23 protein-coding genes are annotated in these 22,874 nt (G+C 73.3%); 15 read left to right on the top strand and 8 right to left on the bottom strand.

The annotated features are described in order from the left end of the window. Window position 1 precedes the first annotated feature (1 nt). The gene (locus ACFYUZ_RS19755) at window positions 2-1,207 is read right to left on the bottom strand and encodes a saccharopine dehydrogenase family protein (protein ID WP_389310886.1); all 1,206 of its coding nucleotides are present in this window, start codon (window positions 1,205-1,207) and stop codon (window positions 2-4) included. A 234-nt stretch (window positions 1,208-1,441) separates the two neighbouring features. Here ACFYUZ_RS19755 and ACFYUZ_RS19750 point away from each other — a divergent pair, with 234 nt between their 5' ends. From ACFYUZ_RS19750 to ACFYUZ_RS19735, 4 genes are read left to right on the top strand one after another with little or no spacing between them, the layout of a single operon-like run. Beyond that, window positions 1,442-2,587 (top strand): CaiB/BaiF CoA transferase family protein, encoded by a 1,146-nt coding sequence (locus tag ACFYUZ_RS19750; protein WP_389310884.1) that lies wholly within the window; start codon window positions 1,442-1,444, stop codon window positions 2,585-2,587. Next, complete coding sequence (locus tag ACFYUZ_RS19745) at window positions 2,584-3,735, top strand: acyl-CoA dehydrogenase family protein (protein WP_389310882.1); 1,152 nt, start codon at window positions 2,584-2,586, stop codon at window positions 3,733-3,735. The genes ACFYUZ_RS19750 and ACFYUZ_RS19745 overlap by 4 nt, the downstream gene beginning before the upstream one ends. Before the next feature lie 46 nt (window positions 3,736-3,781). Next, complete coding sequence (locus tag ACFYUZ_RS19740) at window positions 3,782-4,996, top strand: acetyl-CoA C-acetyltransferase (RefSeq protein WP_389310880.1); 1,215 nt, start codon at window positions 3,782-3,784, stop codon at window positions 4,994-4,996. Between the two features lie 40 nt (window positions 4,997-5,036). After that, window positions 5,037-7,211: a 3-hydroxyacyl-CoA dehydrogenase NAD-binding domain-containing protein gene (locus tag ACFYUZ_RS19735; RefSeq protein ID WP_389310878.1), complete on the top strand. Its 2,175-nt coding sequence runs from the start codon at window positions 5,037-5,039 to the stop codon at window positions 7,209-7,211. Here the strand turns inward: ACFYUZ_RS19735 and ACFYUZ_RS19730 are convergent. The 3 genes from ACFYUZ_RS19730 to ACFYUZ_RS19720 form a co-directional block, all read right to left on the bottom strand. Next, window positions 7,198-7,935 carry a MerR family transcriptional regulator gene (locus tag ACFYUZ_RS19730; RefSeq protein ID WP_389310876.1) on the bottom strand — a complete coding sequence of 246 codons (738 nt, stop codon included), beginning with the start codon at window positions 7,933-7,935 and terminating at the stop codon, window positions 7,198-7,200. The two genes, ACFYUZ_RS19735 and ACFYUZ_RS19730, sit on opposite strands and share 14 nt — an antisense overlap. Before the next feature lie 92 nt (window positions 7,936-8,027). Beyond that, window positions 8,028-8,582, bottom strand: coding sequence for a Clp protease N-terminal domain-containing protein (locus tag ACFYUZ_RS19725; RefSeq protein WP_389310874.1), 555 nt, complete (start codon window positions 8,580-8,582; stop codon window positions 8,028-8,030). Continuing rightward, on the bottom strand, window positions 8,582-8,791 hold the full coding sequence (locus ACFYUZ_RS19720) for a helix-turn-helix domain-containing protein (protein WP_116165222.1): 210 nt from the start codon (window positions 8,789-8,791) through the stop codon (window positions 8,582-8,584). Before ACFYUZ_RS19720 ends, ACFYUZ_RS19725 begins: the two co-directional genes overlap by 1 nt. Window positions 8,792-8,881: 90 nt before the next feature. Here ACFYUZ_RS19720 and ACFYUZ_RS19715 point away from each other — a divergent pair, with 90 nt between their 5' ends. Further along, complete coding sequence (locus ACFYUZ_RS19715) at window positions 8,882-9,364, top strand: macro domain-containing protein (protein ID WP_389310873.1); 483 nt, start codon at window positions 8,882-8,884, stop codon at window positions 9,362-9,364. Between the two features lie 93 nt (window positions 9,365-9,457). Continuing rightward, window positions 9,458-9,961 (top strand): hypothetical protein, encoded by a 504-nt coding sequence (locus ACFYUZ_RS19710; protein ID WP_389310871.1) that lies wholly within the window; start codon window positions 9,458-9,460, stop codon window positions 9,959-9,961. Window positions 9,962-9,974: 13 nt separating this feature from the next. Here the strand turns inward: ACFYUZ_RS19710 and sph are convergent, their stop codons facing one another. After that, window positions 9,975-10,967 (bottom strand): sphingomyelin phosphodiesterase, encoded by a 993-nt coding sequence (gene sph, locus ACFYUZ_RS19705; protein ID WP_389310869.1) that lies wholly within the window; start codon window positions 10,965-10,967, stop codon window positions 9,975-9,977. 158 nt (window positions 10,968-11,125) lie between these two features. On the opposite strand from sph, the gene ACFYUZ_RS19700 reads away from it, so the two are divergent. Further along, a complete protein-coding gene (locus tag ACFYUZ_RS19700; RefSeq protein ID WP_389310867.1) occupies window positions 11,126-11,614 on the top strand; it encodes a hypothetical protein in 489 nt (162 codons plus the stop codon). 96 nt (window positions 11,615-11,710) lie between these two features. After that, a complete protein-coding gene (locus ACFYUZ_RS19695; RefSeq protein ID WP_389310865.1) occupies window positions 11,711-12,595 on the top strand; it encodes an oxygenase MpaB family protein in 885 nt (294 codons plus the stop codon). Window positions 12,596-12,783: 188 nt separating this feature from the next. Here ACFYUZ_RS19695 and ACFYUZ_RS19690 read toward each other — a convergent pair whose 3' ends face one another. Then, window positions 12,784-14,334 carry a M1 family metallopeptidase gene (locus ACFYUZ_RS19690; RefSeq protein ID WP_389310863.1) on the bottom strand — a complete coding sequence of 517 codons (1,551 nt, stop codon included), beginning with the start codon at window positions 14,332-14,334 and terminating at the stop codon, window positions 12,784-12,786. 214 nt (window positions 14,335-14,548) lie between these two features. On the opposite strand from ACFYUZ_RS19690, the gene ACFYUZ_RS19685 reads away from it, so the two are divergent. The 3 genes from ACFYUZ_RS19685 to ACFYUZ_RS19675 all read left to right on the top strand — a co-directional run bounded on the left by ACFYUZ_RS19685 (window position 14,549) and on the right by ACFYUZ_RS19675 (window position 18,295). Next, the gene (locus ACFYUZ_RS19685; RefSeq protein WP_389310861.1) at window positions 14,549-16,564 is read left to right on the top strand and encodes a Xaa-Pro dipeptidyl-peptidase; all 2,016 of its coding nucleotides are present in this window, start codon (window positions 14,549-14,551) and stop codon (window positions 16,562-16,564) included. Continuing rightward, on the top strand, window positions 16,561-17,874 hold the full coding sequence (locus tag ACFYUZ_RS19680; protein WP_389310860.1) for a M14 family metallocarboxypeptidase: 1,314 nt from the start codon (window positions 16,561-16,563) through the stop codon (window positions 17,872-17,874). Before ACFYUZ_RS19685 ends, ACFYUZ_RS19680 begins: the two co-directional genes overlap by 4 nt. Before the next feature lie 118 nt (window positions 17,875-17,992). Continuing rightward, the gene (locus ACFYUZ_RS19675; protein WP_389310858.1) at window positions 17,993-18,295 is read left to right on the top strand and encodes a hypothetical protein; all 303 of its coding nucleotides are present in this window, start codon (window positions 17,993-17,995) and stop codon (window positions 18,293-18,295) included. A 78-nt stretch (window positions 18,296-18,373) separates the two neighbouring features. On the opposite strand, the gene ACFYUZ_RS19670 is transcribed toward ACFYUZ_RS19675, so the two are convergent. Next, window positions 18,374-19,330, bottom strand: coding sequence for an FAD-dependent oxidoreductase (locus tag ACFYUZ_RS19670; RefSeq protein ID WP_389310856.1), 957 nt, complete (start codon window positions 19,328-19,330; stop codon window positions 18,374-18,376). 70 nt (window positions 19,331-19,400) lie between these two features. Here ACFYUZ_RS19670 and ACFYUZ_RS19665 point away from each other — a divergent pair, with 70 nt between their 5' ends. From ACFYUZ_RS19665 to ACFYUZ_RS19650, 4 genes are read left to right on the top strand one after another with little or no spacing between them, the layout of a single operon-like run. Continuing rightward, a complete protein-coding gene (locus ACFYUZ_RS19665; RefSeq protein WP_389310854.1) occupies window positions 19,401-19,850 on the top strand; it encodes a hypothetical protein in 450 nt (149 codons plus the stop codon). 13 nt (window positions 19,851-19,863) lie between these two features. Further along, window positions 19,864-21,501: an ABC-F family ATP-binding cassette domain-containing protein gene (locus ACFYUZ_RS19660; protein ID WP_389310852.1), complete on the top strand. Its 1,638-nt coding sequence runs from the start codon at window positions 19,864-19,866 to the stop codon at window positions 21,499-21,501. Window positions 21,502-21,529: 28 nt separating this feature from the next. After that, entirely contained in the window at window positions 21,530-21,964 is a 435-nt protein-coding gene (locus tag ACFYUZ_RS19655) for a 2-phosphosulfolactate phosphatase (RefSeq protein WP_389310850.1), read from the top strand. Beyond that, complete coding sequence (locus ACFYUZ_RS19650; protein WP_389310848.1) at window positions 21,961-22,362, top strand: hypothetical protein; 402 nt, start codon at window positions 21,961-21,963, stop codon at window positions 22,360-22,362. The genes ACFYUZ_RS19655 and ACFYUZ_RS19650 overlap by 4 nt, the downstream gene beginning before the upstream one ends. A gap of 79 nt (window positions 22,363-22,441) precedes the next feature. On the opposite strand, the gene ACFYUZ_RS19645 is transcribed toward ACFYUZ_RS19650, so the two are convergent. After that, on the bottom strand, window positions 22,442-22,834 hold the full coding sequence (locus ACFYUZ_RS19645; protein WP_389311020.1) for a DUF2690 domain-containing protein: 393 nt from the start codon (window positions 22,832-22,834) through the stop codon (window positions 22,442-22,444). Window positions 22,835-22,874 lie beyond the last annotated feature (40 nt).

The raw sequence follows: 22,874 nt of genomic DNA, 5'->3' as shown, positions 1-22,874 counted from the left end.
CCTAACCGCGGTGCGCCACCCGGAAGCGGATGCCCGCCGCCCGCAGGCGGTCGGTGAGGGCGTCGCCCATCGCCACCGCCGTCGTCACCTGGCCGGCGGTCTTCGGCAGGGGGTCGAAGGCGAGGCAGAGGGCCGCCTCGGCGAGCATCCTCGCCGTCTCGTCGTAGCCCGGGTCGCCGCCCGAGACCTCGGTGAAGACCCGCCGTCCACCGCCCTCGCCGACGAACCGGACCGAGAACCAGCTGCGGGCGCGGCGCTCGGGCGACGGGCCCTGTCCCGATGAGTAACGCGCCATCAGCCAGGAGCGGACCGGCGGCAGTTGGGCGGCCGCGACGCTCGCGCCGATGGCGGCGGTGCCGCCCAGGGCCATCGGGAGGGTCTTCACGGAGGCGTAGTGCCGGTAGCGGAAGTCCGGTCCGTAGCGTTCGAGGGCGGCGGCCGAGCGGGCCACCACCTGCGGGTCGAGCGTCGGCAGCGGAAGCGCCCAGGTGCCCGTCTCCCGGCTGAACCTCGGCCCGCCGAGGGGCGCGCGGGCCCGGCGGCCCACGAGGCGCGGCTCGTGCAGCCGCCGCTCGTGCGCGGCCCGCAGGATCTCCCGGCCCCGGCCGAACGCGGTCAGCGCCGAGGCGAAGGTGCCGCCGGAGAAGGCGGCCCCCGCCCGGACGAAGCCGTCGACGCGCAGCGGCACGTCCTCCGGCAGCTGCCGGACGGTGAAGTACACGCCCAGGTCGTGCGGGACGGAGTCGAAGCCGCAGGCGTGCACGATGCGGGCGCCGGTCTCCCGGGCGCGGGCGTCGTGCCGTACGAACATGAGGTCCACGAACTCGGCCTCGCCCGTCAGGTCCAGATAGTCGGTGCCCGCCTCCGCGCAGGCCGCGACCAGCCCCTCCCCGTGCCAGACGTACGGGCCGACCGTGGTCGCCACCACCCGCGCGGACTCGGCGAGTTCGCGCAGCGACCCGGGATCGGCGGAGTCGGCGACGACCAGCGGTAGGGCGGCGAGCCGCGGACGCCCGGCGGCCAGCCGGTCCCGCAGGGCCTCCAGCCTGCCGAGGCTGCGCCCGGCGAGCGCCCAGCGGCAGTTCGCGGGGGCGTGCTCGGCCAGGTACTCCGCGGTGAGTTCGCCCACGAAGCCGGTCGCCCCGAAGAGGACCACGTCGTACGGCCTGGTTCCGGTCTCGCGCCCCACGCCCGCCCCTGTCTCCATCAAGCCCTCATCTCGGCCGTACCGCGCCGCCGCGCGCGGATGTCGTCGGCGGAGGATAGCGGAACCGGGGGCGGGCCCCCGCCGCCGGATCCGGCCGATCCGGAGGAGGGGGCCCGGACCGCGCGCCTCCGGAATTTCCAAGCGCTTGCTCGGCCCGGGGGCTTGTGCCGAGTGGAACGCGTTCCTAGCATCTTCGGTGTTACATCATTGGTGTCACACACTCCTGGGGGCTCGATGAGCACGACGCACACCGCCCGCAACGGCCCGCTCACGGGCGTGCGCGTGGTCGAACTCGCCGGGATCGGGCCCGGCCCCTTCGCCGCCATGCTCCTCGCCGACCTCGGCGCCGACGTCGTCCGCGTCGACCGCCCCGGCGGCGCCGGCATCGGCATCGACCCCGCCCGCGACCTCACCAACCGCAACAAGCGCTCCGTCCTGGTCGACCTCAAGGCCGAGGACGGCCCCGCCACCGTGCTCGACCTCGTCGAGCGGGCCGACATCCTCGTCGAGGGCTACCGCCCCGGCGTCGCCGAACGCCTCGGCGTCGGCCCCGGGGCCTGCCTCGCCCGCAACCCGCGCCTCGTCTACGGCCGGATGACCGGCTGGGGCCAGGACGGTCCGCTCGCCCCGACCGCCGGACACGACATCGGATACATCGCGATCACCGGCGCCCTCGGCATGTTCGGCCCCGACCCGGACGGCCCGCCCACCATCCCCGCCAACCTCGTCGGCGACTACGCGGGCGGCTCCCTCTACCTCGTCATCGGCGTCCTCGCCGCCCTCCAGCACGCCCGGACGCACGGCGAGGGCCAGGTCGTCGACGCCGCCATCGTCGACGGCACCGCGCACCTCACCACCATGATCCACGCCATGCTCGCGGCCGGCGGCTGGCAGGACCGCAGGGGCGTGAACCTGCTCGACGGCGGCTGCCCCTTCTACGGCGTGTACGAGACCTCCGACGGCGGACACATGGCGGTCGGCGCCCTGGAGGAGCGGTTCTACGCCGACTTCGTCCGCCTCCTCGGCGTCGAGGACGCCGCCTCCGCCCGCCACGACCTCGCCCGCTGGCCCGAACTGCGCAAGGCCGTCGCCGACCGCTTCCGGAGCCGCACCCGCGAGGAGTGGACCGCCGTCTTCGACGGCTCCGACGCCTGCGTCGCCCCCGTCCTCTCCCTCCGCGAGGCACCCGCCCACCCGCACCTCTCGGCCCGCGCCACCTTCACCGAGCGGGACGGCATCCCCCAGCCCGCCCCCGCACCCCGCTTCTCCGCCACCCCCGGCACCCTCCGCACGGGCCCCGCCCTGCCCGGTGCCGACACCGCCGAGGTCGCCCGCGACTGGGCCGTACCCGCCCTGAAGAGCCAGGAGTCCGAAGCATGAAGCGCCAGCTGTACACCGCCGACCACGAGGCCTTCCGGGCGGTCGTCCGCACCTTCCTGGAGAAGGAGGTGCTGCCCCACTACGCCCAGTGGGAGAAGGACGGCATCGTCTCCCGCGAGGCCTGGCTCGCCGCCGGCCGGCAGGGCCTCCTCGGGCTCGCGGTCGAGGAGGAGTACGGCGGCGGCGGCAACCCCGACTTCCGGTACGCCTCCGTCCTCGCCGAGGAGTTCACCAAGGCGGCGGCCCCCGGCCTCGCCATCGGCCTGCACAACGACATCATCGGCCCGTACCTCACCAAGCTCGCCACCGACGAGCAGAAGCGGCGCTGGCTGCCCGGCTTCTGCTCCGGCGAGATCGTCAGCGCCATCGCGATGACCGAACCCGGCGCCGGCTCCGACCTCCAGGGCATCCGCACCACCGCCGAGGACCACGGCGACCACTGGATCCTCAACGGCTCCAAGACCTTCATCTCCAACGGCATCCTCGCCGACCTGGTGATCGTCGTCGCCCGGACCACGCCCGAGGGCGGCGCGCACGGGCTCTCGCTCCTCGTCGTCGAGCGGGGCATGGAGGGCTTCGAGCGCGGCCGCAACCTCGACAAGATCGGCCAGAAGTCGCAGGACACCGCCGAGCTCTTCTTCACCGACGTCCGCGTCCCCAAGGAGAACCTGCTCGGCGAGCTCAACGGCGCCTTCGTGCACCTGATGACCAACCTCGCCCAGGAGCGCCTCGCCATCGCCGTCGCCGGCATCGCCGGAGCCGAGCACCTCCTGGAGCTCACGACGCGGTACGTGAAGGAGCGCGAGGCCTTCGGCCGGCCGCTCGCCAAGCTCCAGCACGTGCGCTTCGAGATCGCGGAGATGGCCACCGAGTGCGCCGTCACCCGCACCTTCGTCGACCGCTGCATAGCCGAGCACGCCGATCCGACCGGCCTCGGGCTCGACCCCGTCAACGCCTCCATGGCCAAGTGGTGGGCGACCGAGCTCCAGAAGCGCGTCGCCGACCGCTGCCTGCAACTGCACGGCGGATACGGCTACATGAGCGAATTCCCGGTCGCACGCGCCTTCACCGACGGCCGGATCCAGACCATCTACGGCGGTACGACGGAGATCATGAAGGAGATCATCGGCCGCTCCCTCCTCGGCTGACCCCGTCCCGCACCCCTCGAAGAACCCTCATCGCGAAAGGCTTCCCGTGAGCACCGAAGCGTACGTGTACGACGCGATCCGCACCCCGCGCGGACGCGGCAAGGCCAACGGCTCCCTGCACGGCACCAAGCCCATCGACCTGGTCGTCGGCCTCATCCGGGAGATCCAGGCCCGCAACCCCGGACTCGACCCGGCCGCCATCGACGACATCGTCCTCGGCGTCGTCGGCCCGGTCGGCGACCAGGGCTCCGACATCGCCCGGATCGCCGCCGTCGCCGCCGGCCTGCCCGACACCGTGGCCGGCGTCCAGGAGAACCGCTTCTGTGCCTCCGGCCTCGAAGCGGTCAACATGGCCGCGATGAAGGTCCGCTCCGGCTGGGAGGACCTCGTCCTCGCCGGCGGCGTGGAGTCCATGTCCCGCGTCCCGATGGCCTCCGACGGCGGTGCCTGGTTCGCCGACCCGATGACCAACCTGGCGACCAACTTCGTCCCCCAGGGCATCGGCGCCGACCTCATCGCCACCCTGGAGGGCTTCTCCCGCCGCGACGTCGACGAGTACGCCGCCCTCTCCCAGGAGCGCGCCGCCGCCGCCGTCAAGGACGGCCGCTTCGCCCGCTCGATCGTCCCCGTCAAGGACCGCGCCGGACTCACCGTCCTCGACCACGACGAGTTCCTCCGCCCCGGCACCACCGCCGACTCCCTCGCCCGCCTCAAGCCCTCCTTCAAGGACATCGGCGAACTCGGCGGCTTCGACGCGGTCGCCCTGCAGAAGTACCACTGGGTCGAGGAGATCGACCACGTCCACCACGCGGGCAACTCCTCCGGCATCGTCGACGGCGCCTCGCTCGTCGCCATCGGCTCCAAGGAGGTCGGCGAGCGGCACGGCCTGACGCCGCGCGCCCGGATCGTCTCGGCCGCCGTCTCCGGCTCCGAGCCGACCATCATGCTCACCGGCCCGGCCCCGGCCACCCGCAAGGCCCTGGCCAAGGCGGGCCTCACCATCGACGACATCGACCTGATCGAGATCAACGAGGCCTTCGCGGCCGTCGTCCTGCGCTTCGTCAAGGACATGGGCGTCTCCCTGGACAAGGTCAACGTCAACGGCGGCGCCATCGCGCTCGGCCACCCGCTCGGCGCCACCGGCGCGATGATCCTCGGCACCCTCGTCGACGAGCTGGAGCGCCAGGACAAGCGCTACGGCCTCGCCACCCTCTGCGTGGGCGGCGGCATGGGCATCGCCACCGTCGTCGAGCGCGTCTGACGTCCCGTCCGCACCCCTTACTCACGGAGAAGCAGCAGTCATGAGCGAGAGCACCACCATCCGCTGGGAGCAGGACGAGACCGGGATCGTCACCCTCGTCCTCGACGACCCCAACCAGTCCGCCAACACCATGAACCAGGCCTTCCGGGCCTCGATCAAGGCGATCGCCGACCGCGTGGAGGCCGAGAAGGACTCCATCCGCGGCATCATCTACACCTCCGCGAAGAAGACCTTCTTCGCGGGCGGCGACCTCAAGGACATGATCCAGGCGGGCCCCGAGCACGCCCAGGACATCTTCGACAGCGCGATCGAGATCAAGAACGCGCTGCGCCGCATCGAGACCCTCGGCAAGCCGGTCGTCGCCGCGATCAACGGCGCCGCGCTCGGCGGCGGCTACGAGATCGCCCTCGCCTCCCACCACCGCGTCGCCCTCGACGCGCCCGGCTCCAAGATCGGCCTGCCCGAGGTCACCCTCGGCCTGCTCCCGGGCGGTGGCGGCGTCGCCCGCACCGTGCGCCTCATGGGCATCACCGACGCCCTCCTCAAGGTGCTGCTCCAGGGCACCCAGTACGCCCCGAAGCGCGCCCTGGACAACGGCCTCGTCCACGAGATCGCCGCCACCCCCGAGGAGATGATGGCCAAGGCCATCGCCTTCATCGACACGCACCCGGAGTCCCAGCAGCCCTGGGACGTCCCGGGCCACCGCATCCCCGGCGGCACCCCGTCGAACCCGAAGTTCGCCGCCAACCTGCCGGCCTTCCCGGCCAACCTGCGCAAGCAGCTGAACGGCGCTCCCTACCCGGCGCCGAAGGCCATCATGGCCGCCGCCGTCGAGGGCTCCCAGGTCGACTTCGAGACCGCCCTGACCATCGAGAGCCGCTACTTCACCGAGCTGGTCATCGGCCAGACCGCGAAGAACATGATCCAGGCGTTCTTCTTCGACCTCCAGGCGGTGAACTCGGGCGCGAGCCGCCCGAAGGACGTGGAGAAGCGTCAGGTCCGCAAGGTCGCCGTCCTCGGCGCCGGCATGATGGGCGCCGGCATCGCGTACTCCTGCGCCCGCGCCGGCATCGAGGTCGTCCTCAAGGACGTCTCCGCCGAGTCCGCCGCCAAGGGCAAGGGCTACTCCGAGAAGCTCTGCGCCAAGGCGGTCTCCCGGGGCCGCACCACCCAGGAGAAGGCCGACGCCCTCCTCGCCCGCATCACGCCCACCGCCGACGTGGCGGACCTGGCCGGCTGCGACGCGGTCATCGAGGCGGTCTTCGAGGACACCGCGCTCAAGCACAAGGTCTTCCAGGAGATCGAGCACGTCGTCGCCCCCGACGCCCTCCTGTGCTCCAACACCTCCACCCTGCCCATCTCGGTCCTCGCCGAGGGCGTCGAGCGGCAGGACGACTTCATCGGCCTGCACTTCTTCTCGCCCGTCGACAAGATGCCGCTCGTCGAGATCATCAAGGGCGAGCGGACCGGCGACGAGGCACTGGCCCGCGCCTTCGACCTGGTCCGGCAGATCAACAAGACGCCGATCGTCGTCAACGACTCGCGCGGCTTCTTCACCTCGCGGGTGATCGGCCACTTCATCAACGAGGGCGTCGCCATGGTCGGCGAGGGCATCGAGCCCGCCTCGATCGAGCAGGCCGCCGCCCAGGCCGGCTACCCGGCGAAGGTCCTCTCCCTCATGGACGAGCTGACCCTCACCCTCCCGCGCAAGATCCGCAACGAGACGAAGAAGGCGGTCGAGGAGGAGGGCGGCACCTGGGTCACGCACCCGGGCGAGGCCGTCATCGACCGCATGGTCGACGAGTTCGGCCGCCCCGGCCGCAGCGGCGGCGCGGGCTTCTACGAGTACGGCGAGGACGGCAAGCGCGGCAAGCTCTGGCCGGGGCTGCGCGAGCACTTCACCAAGCCCGGGTACGAGATCCCGTTCCGCGACATGCAGGAGCGGATGCTGTTCTCCGAGGCCCTGGACACCGTCCGGCTCCTGGAGGAGGGCGTCCTGACCTCCGTCGCCGACGCCAACATCGGCTCCATCATGGGCATCGGCTTCCCGGCCTGGACCGGCGGCATCCTCCAGTACGTCAACGGCTACGAGGGCGGCGTGGCCGGCTTCGTAGCCCGCGCGCGCGAGCTGGCGGAGACGTACGGCGAGCGCTTCGCCCCGCCGGCCCTCCTGGTGGAGAAGGCCGAACGGGGCGAGACCTTCACCGACTCCTGAAGGCGCTCCGCAACTCCTCGCTCAGTGAGCGCTGGAAAGCGGTGAGGAGGGCCTGGACCACCATCGGCTGCATGTGCGCCGAGAGCGACTTCATCGCGCTCAGGTGGTCCGGGTCCTCTCCGCTCTCCCGGTACGGGCTCCACACCTCGTCCCGGAAGAGCCGGGAGAGCTCCTGCGCGGCCGCGCGGGCGTGCTCCAGGAGCACGGTCCGGGAGGCGAGGATCGTCTCGTGCTCGATGGGCACGTCGAGCAGCTCGACCCCGAGCCGCAGCAGCGCCCCGTCGAGGCGGTACGTGTCGTCCTCGTCGGTCCGGTCGAGCACGCCCATCGCGGCCAGCCGGTCCACGTCCCGCCCGGTCAGCGCCCGCCCGGCCCGCCGCTCCAGCTCGCGCCGGGTGATCGTCTCGGCGGACTCCGGCGCCCACGAGGCCACGAGGGCCCGGTGGATGGCGAGGTCCTGCGCGCTCAGGTCGTCCGGCAACTGTCCGAGATACCGCTCGATCGCGGCCAGCGTCATGCCCTGCCGCTGGAGCTCCTCGATCAGCGCGAGCCGCGACAGGTGGTCGGCCCCGTAACGCCCGACCCGCCGAGCCCCGATGACGGGCGGCGGCAGCAGCCCCCGGGTCCCGTAGAACCGCACGGTCCGCACCGTGACCCCGGCCCGCGCGGCCAGCTCGTCCACGGTGAAGGTGGGCACCAGGTCGTCGTCGCTCGCGTCCTCCATGGTTCAACAGTATTGCTGTCTCACCACTGCTGTAAAAGCCCTGCGGAGCCGGCCGTGAAGATCCCGGCCCGCCGGACGCCGTGGCCGGAGGATCAGAGGGGTGCCGGGGAGGACAGGGCCGTGTCGACGGAGGCGAAGGTGACGCCCTGGTCGGCCAGCGCCTCGGAGACGACGCCGCCGAGGAGGGTGAGGGCCAGGAGGAGGTGCTCGTCGCCGATCTCGCGGTCCTTGCGGGCCAGGGCCGTGCGGAGCGACTTCTCCAGGACGGTCTTCGCCTCGCGGGAGAAGGTGAGGCGGCCCGACCACCACCCGGTGTCCTTGCGGTCGCCGGACAGCGCGCCCGCGCCGTGGGTCTCCTCGACGCGCTCGACGATCGCGCCGACGTCGATGCCGAGGCCGGCCAGGGCCTCCGCGTCCGCCCGGGACAGTCCGGCCCGGCGCCGCGCGTCGGAGAGCGCGGAGAGGAGGGACGGGCGGCGCTCCGGCGGGCACAGCCGCCCGAGCACCGCCGCCGCGCGGGTGTCCTCGCGGTCGAGGAGGGCCAGGAGGAGGTGCTCCGGGGTGACGACGGCCGCGCCGCCGCGTTCCGCGTGGGCGGTCGCCCCCTTCACCGTGGCGCGCGCGGCCTTCGTGAACCGTTCGAACATCACTGCCTCCCGTACTTCTTGTGGACGGCCTGCCGGCTGACACCCAGCTCGGTCGCGATCTCCTGCCACGACCATCCGTGGTTGCGCGCGCTGCGCACCTGGACGGCCTCCAGCTGTTCCAGCAGTCGCCGCAGGGCGGAGACGGCCCGCAGCCCGACCCGGGGGTCGCGGTCGCCGGCCCGTGCGGCGAGATCGGTCGCATCGGTCATGCCGTCAATGTAGGTTGACACCCGGCGCGTGTCAACCATGGTTGACACGCGGGCCGCCCCGTTGTCGGTGCCGCCTCCTACGGTGACCCCATGACCGTGATCGAGTACGTACGAGGGGACGCCACCGCGCCCCGGGGGAAGGGCGTCCGGATCATCGCCCACGTCTGCAACGACCTGGGCGGCTGGGGCAAGGGCTTCGTGCTCGCCGTCTCGCGCCGCTGGCCGGAGCCGGAGGCGGCCTACCGGCGCTGGCACCGGGAGCGGGCGGGCAACGACTTCGGGCTCGGCGCGGCCCAGTTCGTCCAGGTCTCGCCGTACCTCTGGGTGGCGAACCTGGTGGGTCAGCGGGGGATCCGCGCCGGCCGGAGCGGTGGCGTCCCCGTGCGGTACGAGGCGATCGACGCGGCCCTCGGCCTGCTGGCGGACAAGGCCGTCGAGCTGGGGGCCTCGGTCCACATGCCCCGGATCGGCTGCGGACTCGCCGGTGGCACCTGGGACCGCGTGGAGCCGCTGGTCCGGGGGCGGCTGACGACCCGGGGGATACCGGTCACCGTGTACGACTTCGGCGGGTAACGGGCGCCGGGGCGGGGCGTCGTGGGGGTGTTCGGGCGGGCGGGCTAGAGTCGGCGGCTGTTCGAATCGGGGGATCGGGAACAGGGGAGTCAGATGTACGCGCAACTCAGGGAGAAGGCCGACGAGTTGGCCGGGGTCCTGTGGCGGGAGCACACCGTCTACCGGGAGCGGGGCGGCGGTGTGGTGATCCGGGGCGAGCACGTGCGCCGGTGGATCAGCCTCGCCCCGACCGGGGGGAAGGACCGGGCCCTGCTGCGGGCCGGTCGGATCCTGGACGGGGGGACGACCGCCCCGGCCCGTACGGAGGTGGTCGTCGACCTGACGGCCGGGACGGCGGAGCTCGCGACCGTCTGCCGCCGGCTGCTCGCCGAGGTCGCCGCGGCCGCCGAGCCCGCGCCGGGGCCGTCCCGCGCCGGAAGGCCGGGGGAGCGGGGGAGGGGGAAGGGGAAGCCGGGCCGGACGGCTCGTGCCGCCCGGCCCGGCCGTCGCCCCCGTCGGGAGCGGCACACCAGCCCCGGTTCCTGGTTCGTCCTGCTCTGCGTCGTCGCGGTGCTCGGCGCCTGGCTGTACGGCCTCTTCGGGCAGTACCGCTACTGAGGGGCCGCTCCGGTCAGAAGCCGGTGACGGGGTAGTGGTCGGAGAGGTTGGTGTAGGTGTACTGCGTGCCCCAGCTGGAGACCGTCCACGGCGCGCTCTGCTCCAGGACCACGTTGTTGGTCCAGCCGGCGGGCCGGGCGTTCCCGGACCGGTAGAGGACGTAGTCGAGGTCCTCGCGCGGGTCGGTCGGGTAGCGGTAGGACGCGATCGAGTTCAGCTGGGTGTCGAAGGAGTACGGGTGGCCGGTGCGGGCGTCGGCCGGCGCCAGGTCCGCGTCGGCGAGCATCGTGCCGTACTCGGGGGTGTGCGAGTCGACGTTCATGTCGCCGGCGACGATCACCTGCTCGTTCGCCGGGATGTTCTTCGCGTCGAGGAAGGCGTCGATCGTCTTGAACTGCCGGCTGCGCATCTGCGCCGCCTCGCCCGCCGAGCAGCCCGGGTCGGTGGACTGCGCGTGGGTGCCGACGACGTGCACGCGGGTGCCGTTCACGTCGAGCACCGTGTAGGCGAAGCCCTTGTTCGAGTACCAGTCGGCGCCGCAGGCGTCCTTGTAGACGTACTGCTCCTTGCGGACGATCGGCCACTTGCTGAGGATCGTCACCCCGCCGTCCTCCGGCGTGGTCGAGGAGTAGGCCCCTCCGGTGGCGTCCCAACCGGTCTTGCCGCGGCCGACGACGGGGGTCTGGTACGGGTACTGCGCGGCGGCGTTCGCCTTGAGGGCGTCCGAGGCGGAGTTGTCGAAGGCCTCCTGGAGCACGACGACGTCCTGCCCCTGGAAGAAGGGGGCGGCGGGGATCGCCTTGGCCCGGTGGTCCTGTCCCCAGTTCGGGTACAGGGTCTTGGAGAACAGGAACGTGTTGTACGTGAGCACCTTCAGCCGGGGCGCCCCGGTGGAGGCGGCGGTCGCGGCCGGGGCGGCCGTCACCAGGGTGGCGGCGGCGAGCGCGAGGGAAAGGGCGGCGCCGGGGGTGCGGCGGAGCGCGGCGAACGACACGTGAACTCCCATGATTGCGTGGGGGGTTGGACTGGCGCCGCACATACAATCAGCCGTGGTTACCTTCCGGTAGCCTCTGGGTGCCGGGAATATTGCCGAGCCTGCAAGATCACGCCAACTCTCGCCCGGGTGCCTGATTTGGCGTGTTTTGGAGCAGGTAGAATGCGCGCATGACCCTCGCGACGAACTCCACTGTCTTCAAGATGGACCTCGGTCCGCTCAACCCCGTCTGGGCCGAGCTCATCCTCGGTCTGGTGTTGTTCGGGCTCACCTTCCTGATCCTGGCGAAGGGCATCCTTCCGAAGATCAAGCGCACCCTCGACGAGCGTGACGACGCCATCGAGGGCGGCACCGGCCGCGCCGACGACCTGCGCGCCGAGGCCACCGCCATCCGCGAGCAGTACGAGGCGGAGCTCGCCGAGGCCCGCCACGAGGCCGCGCGCATCCGCTCCCGGGCCACCGAGGAGGGCTCGGCCGCCATCGCCGCCGCCCGCGCCGAGGGCCAGGCCGAGCGCGACGCGATCCTCGCCGCCGGTGCCGCCAAGATCGCCGAGGAGCGCGCCGCCGCCGAGCGCGAGCTCAACGCCGACGTCGACGCCTGGGCCCACGCCCTCGCCGCCCGCATCGTCGGCGAGCCGGTCGGTGCCGACCGCGCCTGACCCCGTACTTCCCGGAAGGGGCCGTCACCAGGGCCGCAGCGCCCGCGTGACGGCCCCTTCGTCATGGGTGCAGCCTGGACACATGAGGAGAAGGCGATGGAACGTGTGAAGCCGCTCGACCGCGCCCCGGCCGGTCACGACCCCGCGCCGCCGCCCGTCGGCGGAGTGCTGTGGAGCGTCGCGGGGGACGTCCGGGCGCTCCTGATGCTGCCCGCCGCCCTCACCCTCCAGGTCGCCCACCCCGCGATCGGCGCCGGCGTCGACGACCACTCCGTCTTCCGCACCGACCCCTGGGGCCGCGGGGAGCGCTCCCTGCGCTCGCTCCAGCTGTGGATCTACGGCGGTGAGGAGGCCGCCGGAGAGGGCCGCCGGCTCCGGGAGCTGCACCGGACCATCCAGGGCACCGACGCCCACGGCCGCCGCTACCACGCCCTCACCCCGGCCTACTACTCCTGGGTGCACGCGACCGGCTTCCCGATCTACCGGCACGGGCTCCGCCTCCTCGCCCGCCCCCTCACCGAGGCGCAGGAGCGGCAGCTGTACGCCGAGTGGCTCCAGGTCGGGCGGGTCCTCGGCATCCACGACCGGGACATGCCGCAGACGATCGAGGCGTTCTGGCCGTACTACCGGAAGGTCCTGGCCGAGGAGATCGAGGCCACCACCGTCGTACGGGAGCTGCTTGACACCGACCTGCCGCTGCCCGCCCCGGACCGGGGCCCGCTGCCGCTGAGGCTCGCCCTCCGCCTCCTGTGGCCCGTCCTCCGCCGCCCCTTCCTGCGGCTGCGTGCCTTCCTCACCGTCGGGCTGATGCCGCCGGACGCCCGGGAGGCCATCGGCCTGGAGTGGACGGACGCGCAGGAGCGCACCCTGCGCCGGTTCGCCCGGGTCGTCCGGGCCGTGGTCCCGGCCCTGCCCGAGCGCCTGCGCTACCTGCCGATGGCCAGGAAGGCCCGAGAGGCCGCCCGCCGCGCGACGCGCTGACGGACGGCCTCCCGAGGGACCCGGGGCCCGCGGATCGGGTTCACGGATCGGGTTCACGGAGCGGGTTCACGGATCGGCCCGCGCACCGCAGACCCGCGCACCGCAGACCCGCGCACCGCAGGCCCCCGGACCGAAGCGCGCGGCCCGGGCGCCGACCGGCCCGCCGGAGCCGGTCGGCAGGCTCCGGGTCAGTGACCCGCGTGGCCCCCGTGGCCGCCGTTCTCGTGGATCGTGTTCGTCTCCGCGATCTTCTTCCACGACTTCGGCTGCACGGGCTTCGCCGGCTTCGCGGCGGAGCGGGCCGACGGCGCCGCCGCGGGGGCGGACAGGCCGGCCGTGGCGGCCGCCGTGGCGGCCGGCTTCGACGGCTGGTAGAGCCAGGTGTCGAAGAGCGCGGCCAGCGGCTTGCCGGAGACGCGCTCCGCGTACCGGACGAAGTCCGAGACGTGCGCGTTGCCGTACGCGTGCTCCTGCGGCCAGCCCTTCAGGATCGCGAAGAAGTCCTCGTCGCCGATCTCGTTGCGCAGGGCCTGGAGCGCCAGCGCCCCCCGGTCGTACACGGCGCCGTGGAACTGGTTCTCGGCGCCCGGGTCACCCGGCTTCACCGTCCAGAACGGGTCGTCGGCCGCCCGGGAGGCGTACACGTAGTCCGCCAGCTCCTGGGCCGTTCCCTCGCCCTCCTTCTCCGACCACAGCCACTGGCTGTAGCGGGCGAAGCCCTCGTTGACCCAGATGTCCTTCCAGTCGGCGACGGACACGCTGTCGCCGTACCACTGGTGCGCCAGCTCGTGGACGACCACCGACACGTTCGCGCCGTTGGCGAACTGGCGCGGGCTGTAGAACGGACGGGTCTGCGTCTCCAGGGCGAAACCGCTGGTCACGTTCGGCACGTAGCCGCCCAGGGCGTTGAAGGGGTACGGCCCGAAGACCGACTCCAGCCACTCCGCCACCTCGGTCGTGCGCTCGATCGAGGCGCGCGCCGCGCCCGCGTTGTCGCCGAGGTCCTTGCTGTACGCGTTGAGGACGGGCAGCCCGTTCGCGGTCCTGTCCGTCGTGATGTCGAACCTGCCGACGGCCAGCGTCGCCAGGTAGGTCGCCTGCGGCTTGTTGGAGCGCCAGTTGAAGCGGGTCCAGCCGAGCCGGGAGGACTGCGACTGCAGCACGCCGTTGCTGATGGCCTGGTGGCCGTCCGGCACGAGCACCGAGACGTCGAAGGTGGCCTTGTCCAACGGGTGGTCGTTGGACGGGAACCACCAGACCGCCGAGTCCGGCTCCTGCGCGGCGACGCCGCCGTCCGGGGTGCGGGCCCAGGCCGACCAGCCGTCGATCTTGAACTCGGAGGGCTTGCCCGCGTAGCGGACGACCACCGAGATCGGCGTGTTCTTCGCCAGCGGGGACGCCGGGGTGACCTCCAGCTCGTGGTCGCCCGAGGTGGCGAACTTCGCCGGGCGTCCGTTCACCCGGATCTCACTGACCTTCAGGCCGAGGTCGAGGTTGAAGCGGGACAGGTCCTGCCTGGTGGTGGCGAGGATCGTCGCCGTGCCCTCCAGGAGGTCCGTCGCCGGCTGGTACTTCAGGCGCAGGTCGTAATGGGAGACGTCGTAGCCGCCGTTGCCGCTGGCGGGGTAGTAGGAGTCGCCGATGCCCGGGGCGCCGGGGGTGAAAGAGGCCGCCGATGCCGGGATCGCCAGCAACAGAGAGGCCGCCAGGGCGCTCGGAACGATGAGTCTGCGGTGCACGGGTGCTCCCCAAGTCATAAGAAACGTAAGACGCGCGGGTGGTCGTCGGTCCTTAGTTCGGACCTTATTCAGCCCCCCGACGCACCGTCACGTCCAGAGGACCCCCTGTCACACGATCGCCATTCGGCCGACATGTACCGTGCGCCACCCGAATCGCACCCGAATGCCTCCGGCACTCTTTTGTCCGGGAGTTGACCGGGGTACGTTCCGGCGCATGCCGATGCGAAAGCGGAGAACCCGCGGAGCCCGACTGACGTACGGAACCCTCGTGTCCGCGGCCACGGCCGCCCTGTTCGCGACCCTGGTCACCCCCGCCGGCGCCCGGCCGGAACCGGTGTCGTCCTTCCCGCGCGAGTCCCGGCCCGTCCACTCGTACGCCGACGCCGTCCGCGAGTCCGTCTGGGTCGACACCGGCCTCGACGGCGACGGCGACGGACGCGCCGACCGGGTCGCCGTCGACATCGTGCGCCCCCGCGAGCCCGCGGCGGCCGGCCGGAAGGTCCCGGTCATCATGGACGCCAGCCCGTACTACTCCTGCTGCGGACGCGGCAACGAGGGCCAGAAGAAGACCTACGACGCCGACGGCGACCCCGTCCAGCTCCCGCTCTTCTACGACAACTACTTCGTCCCCCGCGGCTACGCCTTCGTCGCCGTCGACCTCGCCGGCACCAACCGCTCCGACGGCTGCGACGACGTCGGCGGACGCTCCGACGTCCGGTCCGCGAAGGCCGTCGTCGACTGGCTGAACGGCCGCGCCCGCGGCTACACCTCCCGCACCGGCGGGACCCCGGCCCGCGCCACCGCCTGGAGCACCGGGAACGTCGGCATGATCGGCAAGAGCTGGGACGGCACCATCGCCAACGGCGTCGCCGCCACCGGCGTGGAAGGGCTGAAAACGATCGTCCCGATCGCCGCGATCTCCTCCTGGTACGACTACTTCCACTCGCAGGGCGCCCCGCTCTACGACGCCAACCCGAGCTGGCTCTCCGAGTACGTGAACAGCCCCGAGGCGCAGGGCCGCTGCGGCGCCGTCCAGGACCGGGTCACCGCGGGCACCCCCTACAGCGGCGACTGGACCCCGGCCTGGACCGAGCGCGACTACGTGAAGGACGCCGGCAAGGTCAGGGCCAGCGTCTTCGTCGTCCACGGACAGCAGGACCTCAACGTCCGCACCGGTCACTTCGGCCGGTGGTGGGACGCGCTCGCCGCCCACGGCGTCGAGCGGAAGATCTGGCTCTCCCAGACCGGCCACGTCGACCCCTTCGACTTCCGGCGCGCCGACTGGGTCCGCACCCTGCACCGCTGGTTCGACCACTACCTCCTCGGCTACGACAACGGCGTCGACCGCGAGCCGGTCGCGGACGTCGAGCGCGCCCCGGACGTCTGGGCCACCGACCGGCAGTGGCCGGCGCGCGCCGCGACGACCACCACCCTGCGCCCCGCCCCCGGCCCCGCCTCGGGCCCGGGCGTCCTCGGCCGCGCGCCCGCCGCCCCCGGCTCCACCGCGACCTTCACCGACGACCCGGGCCTGGGCGAGCTGGACTGGGCCGCCCGGATCGACGGCACGACCCCCGAGAAGGCCGGCTTCGTCACCCGCCCGCTCTCCCGGGACCTGCGGATCTCCGGCTCCTCCGAGGTGACGGTCACCGCGACCCCGACCACCTCCACCGCGCACCTCTCCGCCGTCCTCGTCGACCTCGGCCCCGACACCATCCGGGACTACGCGGCGGCCGGCGAGGGCATCACCACCCTCACCGACCGCACCTGCTGGGGCGCGAGCACACCGGGCGACAGCGCCTGCTTCAATGAGACCGCGGCCCGTACGGCGGACGTGGCGTACACGGTCGTCAGCCGCGGCTGGGCCGACCTCGGCACCTGGGCCGACCCGCGCCGGGAGCGCCCGCTGACCCCCGGAAGGGCGTACACCCTCACCCTCGACCTCGCCCCGGCCGACCACGTCGTCCCGGCCGGCCACCGGCTCGCCCTGATCGTGGGCGGCACCGACAAGGACCTCCTCGATCCCCCGTCGACCACCCCGACCCTCACCCTCGACCTCGCCCGCACCTGGGCGAAGGTGCCCCTCGTCGGCGGCGCCGGGGCGTTCGAGCGGGCGACGACGGGAGCGGTCCCGGCCGTGCCCCGGCCCACGGCGGGCCCGTCCCTGAGCGGTTCCGTCCCGCCGGTGGCCGTCACCGGACCGCGTCTGCCCGGCGTGGAGGAGGCCCGATGAATTCCCCGACCAGGTACCGGAGTTCCCGGCGGTCGTTCGCCCTCGTGGTGGGTGCCGCCGTCCTCGCCCTGCCGCTCGTCACCGTCCCCGCCAAGGCGGCGGACAGCGCGCCCGCGAAGCCCCTCCCGCGCACCGGGTTCGAGGAGAGCCTGGGCGCCCGGTGGACGACCGAGGCCGAGGAGGGCGAGTTCCTCGCGGCGGTCGACCGGGGCAGCGACCGGGTGTCGCTGCGCGAGATCGGCACCACCGGCCAGGGCCGCCCGCTGCGGCTGGCCACCGTCGGCGCGGGTCACGCGGGCACCACCGTGCTGCTCGTCTGCAGCCAGCACGGCGACGAGCCGGCGGGCCGGGAGGCCTGTCTGAGCACGGTGCGCGACCTCGCGTACGCGCAGGACCGGGAGACCCGGCGCTTCCTCGCCCGCACCACCCTCCTGGTGGTCCCCACCGCCAACCCCGACGGCCGGGAGGCCGACACCCGGGGCAACGGCGACGGGGTCGACGTCAACCGCGATCACCTCGCCCTGCGGACCGCCGAGGCACGCGCGATCGCCGCCGTCGTCCGCGACCGGAAGCCCGCCCTCGTGTACGACCTCCACGAGTACGGCGCCACCCCCCGCTACTACGACAAGGACCTGCTCGCCCTCTGGCCCCGCAGCCTCGACGCCGACCCGCACGTCCACGACGAGTCCCGGACGCTCTCGGAGTCCTACGTCCGGCCCGCCGCCGGGCTCGCCGGTCACAGCAGCGGCATCTACGGCATCTGGACCGACCCCCTCACCGGCGAGCCGGTCAAGCAGGTCGCCGGTGACGGCCAGGAGCGGATCCTGCGCAACACGGCCGGCGTCAAGCACTCCGCCGGGCTGCTCGTCGAGACCCGGGTGGACGCCCTCGACCAGGCGGAGAAGGACGATCCGTCCCTCAACCACCGGCGCCGCGTCGCCACCCACCACGCCGCGCTGGAAGGGGCCTTCGCCTATCTCGACGAGCGGCGCGGGCCGCTCACGGCGGCCACCGCCCTCGCGCGGCGCGCCGGCTTCGCCGACCGGGGTCCGGTCTACCTCGGCGGCGCCGACAACGATCCGGCCGAGCCGGAGGAGATCCTCGCCGATCCGCCCTGCGGCTACCGCCTGGACGCCGCCCAGTACGCCGAGGCGGGCGACGAACTCGCCCTGCACGGCGTGACCGTACGGGCGGAGGGCGCCGGGGCGTTCGTGCCGCTGCGCCAGTCGCAGCGCGCGCTCGTCCCGCTGCTGCTGGACGCGCGGGCCGCCTATCACCTCGTCAGTGGGAGTCCTGTGGAGGAGTGTTGACGATCGGGTGACCCCGGCCCGGCGTCGCGCGATCCGGGTGTTTGCCGAGGTAAAGTTACTGGTCGGTACTGACCATGCCTCGAACAGGGCCCCACGGCCCTGAAGTTGGAGAACCATCATGCGCCACACCAAGCCCGCACGCCGTGCGCTCACGGCTCTGCTCGCCACCACGCTGCTCGCCGGGGGCGTGCTGCTCGGACAGACGGCGACCGCCGGGCCGGCCGCCGCCAAGCCCATCACCTGCAACGTCGCCCAGCTGCGGGCGGACGCCCACAAGGAGCGCGACCGGGGCAACCAGCTCAAGCGCCTCGGCGCCAGGGAGGAGGCCCGCAGGGCCTTCGCCCGCGCCGACGCCCTGGAGCGCAGGGCCCAGCAGTGCATCGACGCGGAGCGGAACAACAAGCCGCCGCTCTGGAAGTAGTGCACGACGCGGGGCGGTCGCCATCCGAAAGGAGGCGACCGCCCCGCGGTCGTTCCGGCCCGGACCCCGCGCCGTCCCTCAGCCGACGGCCAGCTCCGCCGCCCGCTCCGCGCAGCCCCAGGCCACCGTCACCCCCGCGCCGCCGTGGCCGTAGTGGTGGACGAGCCGCCCGCCGCCCGGCAGCGGCACCGCCTCGATCCGCACCCCGCCGGTCCGCGCGGGCCGCAGACCCACCAGGTGCCCCAGGACCCGGGCCCCCGCTATCTCCGGCCGCACCCGCGCGCACCGCGCCACGATCGCCGCCGCCGTCGCCGGATCCGGAGCGAGCCGCTCGTCGCCCTCCTCCGCCGTCCCGCCGAGCACCAGCCGGTCGGCGTGGGGGAAGTAGTACGTGGTCTCGCCCGCCGACTCGTCCGCCGCCGTGAACCACTCCTCGATCCCCGGGTTCTCCACCAGCACCAACTGCCCCCGCACCGGCCGCACCCCGGGATCCGGCACGAGCTCCCGCGCCGCGAGCCCCGTGCAGTCGACCACCACCGGGGCCAGCGCCGCCGCCTCCTCGAAGCCGTCGACCCGGCGCTCCTCGAAGATCCCGCCCATCGCCTCGAACCGGCCGCGCAGGAAGGCCAGGTGGACCGGCATGTCGATCAGCGGAAGACGCGCCGCGAGCCCCGTCCGGTACGGCCCCGGCACCTCCTCCGGCGCCAACTGCCGCAGCCCCTCGACCTCCTTCGCCCACGGACCGAGCCCGTCGAGGACCGTGCCCGCGTGGACCCCGGACACCCACCGGACCCCGCTGCGCTCCGGATCGACGGCCAGCTCCTCGTACACCCGCAGGGAGGCGAGCGCCCAGGCCCCGACCTCGGCCGCAGGCTCGATCCGGTACGGCCACCACAGGGCGCCCGCCACCGCCGAGGTCGTTCCCGTCACGGCGTCCCGGGACCGGATCCGGACCCGCAGCCCGCGCTCCGCCAGCCTCGTCGCCGTCGCCAGGCCGACGACCCCGCCCCCCACCACGATCACGTCGCTCGTCATGCCCGGGACCGTACCGGGACCGGGACATTTCCGGGACGGTGCGGCCACGGAAGGCGGAAATACTCGAGTCATGCCGGTCCCGTACACGTCCTTCGACCTCGTCCCCGCCACCCCGTCGGGCGGCGACCCCCACCACCACGACTTCCTCGTCGACGGCAGGCCGCTGCTCCACCGGCTCGACGAGACCGACGGCTTCGACTCCGTCTCGCCCCTCGCGGCGGACCTCCCGCCCACCGTCCGCCCCGAGCACGCCCACCGCCTCCTCCTGGCCGACGGCACCCGCCGGGTGATCCACTCCTGCCCCGACTGCGAGGACCCCGGCTGCGGCGCGGTCACCGCCGTCGTCGCCCGCGAGGGCGGGGACGTCGTCTGGCGCGACTTCGCCTGGCAGACCGGCACCGCCGCGGACCCCGTCCGCGAGGGCTACCCCGGCGTCGGGCCGTACCGCTTCCACGGCGCCACCTACCGGTCCGTCCTGCTCAGGCTCCTCGAATCCCCGGCGTGTCGCAGCGTCGCCTAGGATTCGTTCCCTGATGACTGCAACCCTCGTCGCCAAGGACCTCGCCGCCGGCCACGGCGAACGCACCCTCTTCGCCGGGCTCGACCTCGTCGTCGCCCCCGGTGACGTCATCGGCCTCGTCGGCGTCAACGGAGCCGGGAAGTCGACCCTGCTGCGGCTGCTCGCCGGGCTCGACACCCCGGAGGAGGGCGAGCTGCGGCTCTCCCCGCCCACCGCCGCCGTCGGCCACCTCCCGCAGGAGCCCGAGCGGCGCACGGGGGAGACCGTGCGGGAGTTCCTCGCCCGCCGCACCGGCGTCGCCGCCGCCCAGACCGCCATGGACGAGGCCACCCAGGGCCTCGTCGACGGCACGCCCGGCGCGGACGACGCGTACGCCGTCACCCTGGAGCGCTGGCTGAACCTCGGCGGCGCCGACCTCGACGAGCGCGCCGAGGAGGTCGCCGACTCCCTCGGCCTCACCGTCGGCCTCGACCAGCCGATGACCGCCCTCTCCGGCGGCCAGGCCGCCCGCGCCGGCCTCGCCTCGCTGCTGCTCTCGCGCTACGACGTCTTCCTGCTCGACGAGCCCACCAACGACCTCGACCTCGAAGGCCTGGAGCGCCTGGAGTCCTTCGTGAAGGGGCTGCGCGCCGGGACGGTCGTCGTCAGCCACGACCGCGAGTTCCTCACCCGCACCGTCACCAAGGTCCTCGAACTCGACCTCGCCCAGCAGCAGATCACCCTGTACGGCGGAGGCTACGAGGCGTACCTGGAGGAGCGGGACACCGCCCGGCGCCACGCGCGCGAGGAGTACGAGGAGTACGCCGACAAGAAGGCCGCCCTCGAAGGGCGCGCCCTCATGCAGCGCAACTGGATGGACAAGGGCGTCCGCAACGCCCGCCGCAAGGCCTCCGACAACGACAAGATCGGCCGGAAGCTGCGCGGCGAGGCCAGCGAGAAGCAGGCCGCGAAGGCCCGGCAGACCCAGCGCATGATCGAGCGCCTCGACGTGGTCGACGAGCCCCGCAAGGAGTGGGAGCTGCGCATGGAGATCGCCGCCGCGCCCCGCTCCGGCTCGGTCGTCGCGACCCTGCGCGAGGCCGAGGTGCGCCGCGGCGACTTCGCCTTCGGCCCCGTCACCCTCCAGATCGACTGGGCCGACCGGGTCGCCGTCACCGGCGCCAACGGAGCCGGGAAGTCGACCCTGCTCGCCGCCCTCCTCGGCCGTCTCCCGCTGGACTCCGGCGACTCGGTCCTCGGCTCGGGCGTCGTCGTCGGCGAGGTCGACCAGGCCCGGAAGCTCTTCCACGGCACGGAGACGCTCCTGGAGGCCTTCTGCGCGGCCGTGCCCGACACCGAGCCCGCCGAGGTCCGCACGCTGCTCGCCAAGTTCGGCCTCAAGGCCGTCCACGTGCTGCGGCCCGCCACCACGCTCTCCCCGGGCGAGCGGACGCGCGCCGCGCTCGCCCTGCTCCAGGGCCGGGGCGTGAACCTGCTCGTCCTCGACGAGCCGACCAACCACCTGGACCTGCCGGCCATCGAGCAGCTGGAGTCCGCCCTCGACTCGTACACCGGCACGCTGCTGCTCGTCACCCACGACCGGCGCATGCTCGACGCGGTCCGCACCACCCGCCGCATCGAGGTCGCCGCCGGCAAGGTGACCGAACTCTGATGCCGCTCCTTTCCGGGCCGGCCCCGCGATGACGGTCTCCTTCGGCCGGGGGCCCGCCGGAGCGAGGGCCCTCGCTCCGGCGGGCCCCCGCGTGGTCGTGGTCGACGTGCCGTCCTTCACCACCGCCGTGGGCGTCGCCGTCGAGCGCGGCGCCGCCGTCCTTCCGTACCGTCGGCGCGACGCCACGGCCGCCGCGTACGCGCGGGAGCTCGAAGACCTGCTGGGGGCGGGAGCGGTGCTCTCCGCCTTCGGCGGCCCGCACACCCGAACGACCCCGGAGGCGACCGCGGCGGCCACGCTGTGGGCGGCGACCGAGGACCCGGTCGCCGCCTTGCACGGCTGCGACTCGGGCCGTGAACTGTACGAGTACGGCTTTCCGCAGGACGTGGCCGTGGCCGCCGAGATCGACAGCTCGACGACCGTGCCCGTTCTGGTGGACGGCGCTTTCCAGGAGGCACGATGACCGACCTACTGACCCGGCTGACCGAGATGCTGGACGATCTGGACGCGGACGTGGACGAGACGATCGACCTCGCCGACGAGATCGCCGCCTCGGGCGACGCCGGTCTCCTGCCGCGCCTCCAGGCGGAGCTGGACCGGGCCCTCGCCGAGCGGAACGCCTACGCCCGGGAGCTCCTCGGCGGCGTCCTCGCCGCCCTCGGCGGCCCGGACGTCCTCCCCGCCCTGGTCCGCGCCTCCGCCGTCGACCTCGGGGACGACCAGGACGGCCTGGCCGCCGAGATCGTCGACCTGGTCCAGGCGGACCCGAAGGCGGCCCGTCGTCTCCTCCAGCCCATGACGGAGGACGACGACCTCTCCGTCGCCAACCGCGCCGACTGGGCGCTGCGCTTCCTGCCGTAGGCGGGGCGCACGCGAAGAGGCCACGGCCCGGTGGGGCCGTGGCCTCTCGTACGGTCGCGGAGGTCGCGGAGGTCGGGGTCTACCAGTAGACGCCGCGGTCCACGGCGCCCGTGCCGGAGTCCTTGAGGCACACGCGGTAGTGGTAGCCGCTGCCGCCGAGCACGTCGGACCAGTCGGACGCCGGGTCCGGGATCGTGACGGAGGGGCTGCGGACCAGCGGGCCGGCGTGGCCGTTGTGCTTCTCGATGCGGCCGTAGCGGTCCCACCGGTTGTCGGGGCCGTAGGGGTCGCTGACGCGGACCCAGGCGGCCTGGCACGTGGCCGACCAGCGCAGCTCGGCCTTGCCGATGCCGTCGGAGACGGACGCCTCGGTGACGGCGTCGCCGTCGCAGGCCTGGGAGACGGGGCCGAGGTCGTCGCAGCCGGCGCCGCTGCGGCCGGCGGCGTACGAGGTGCCGGCGAGCGGGACCAGGGCCGTGGTTCACCGCGGCGGCGGAGACGCCCGAGGCCTT

This window comes from Streptomyces sp. NPDC004266 (assembly GCF_042874095.1).
GTDB lineage: Bacteria > Actinomycetota > Actinomycetes > Streptomycetales > Streptomycetaceae > Streptomyces.
Note: the sequence above shows the minus strand (reverse complement) of the source record. Positions and strands in the feature narration are given on the sequence as shown.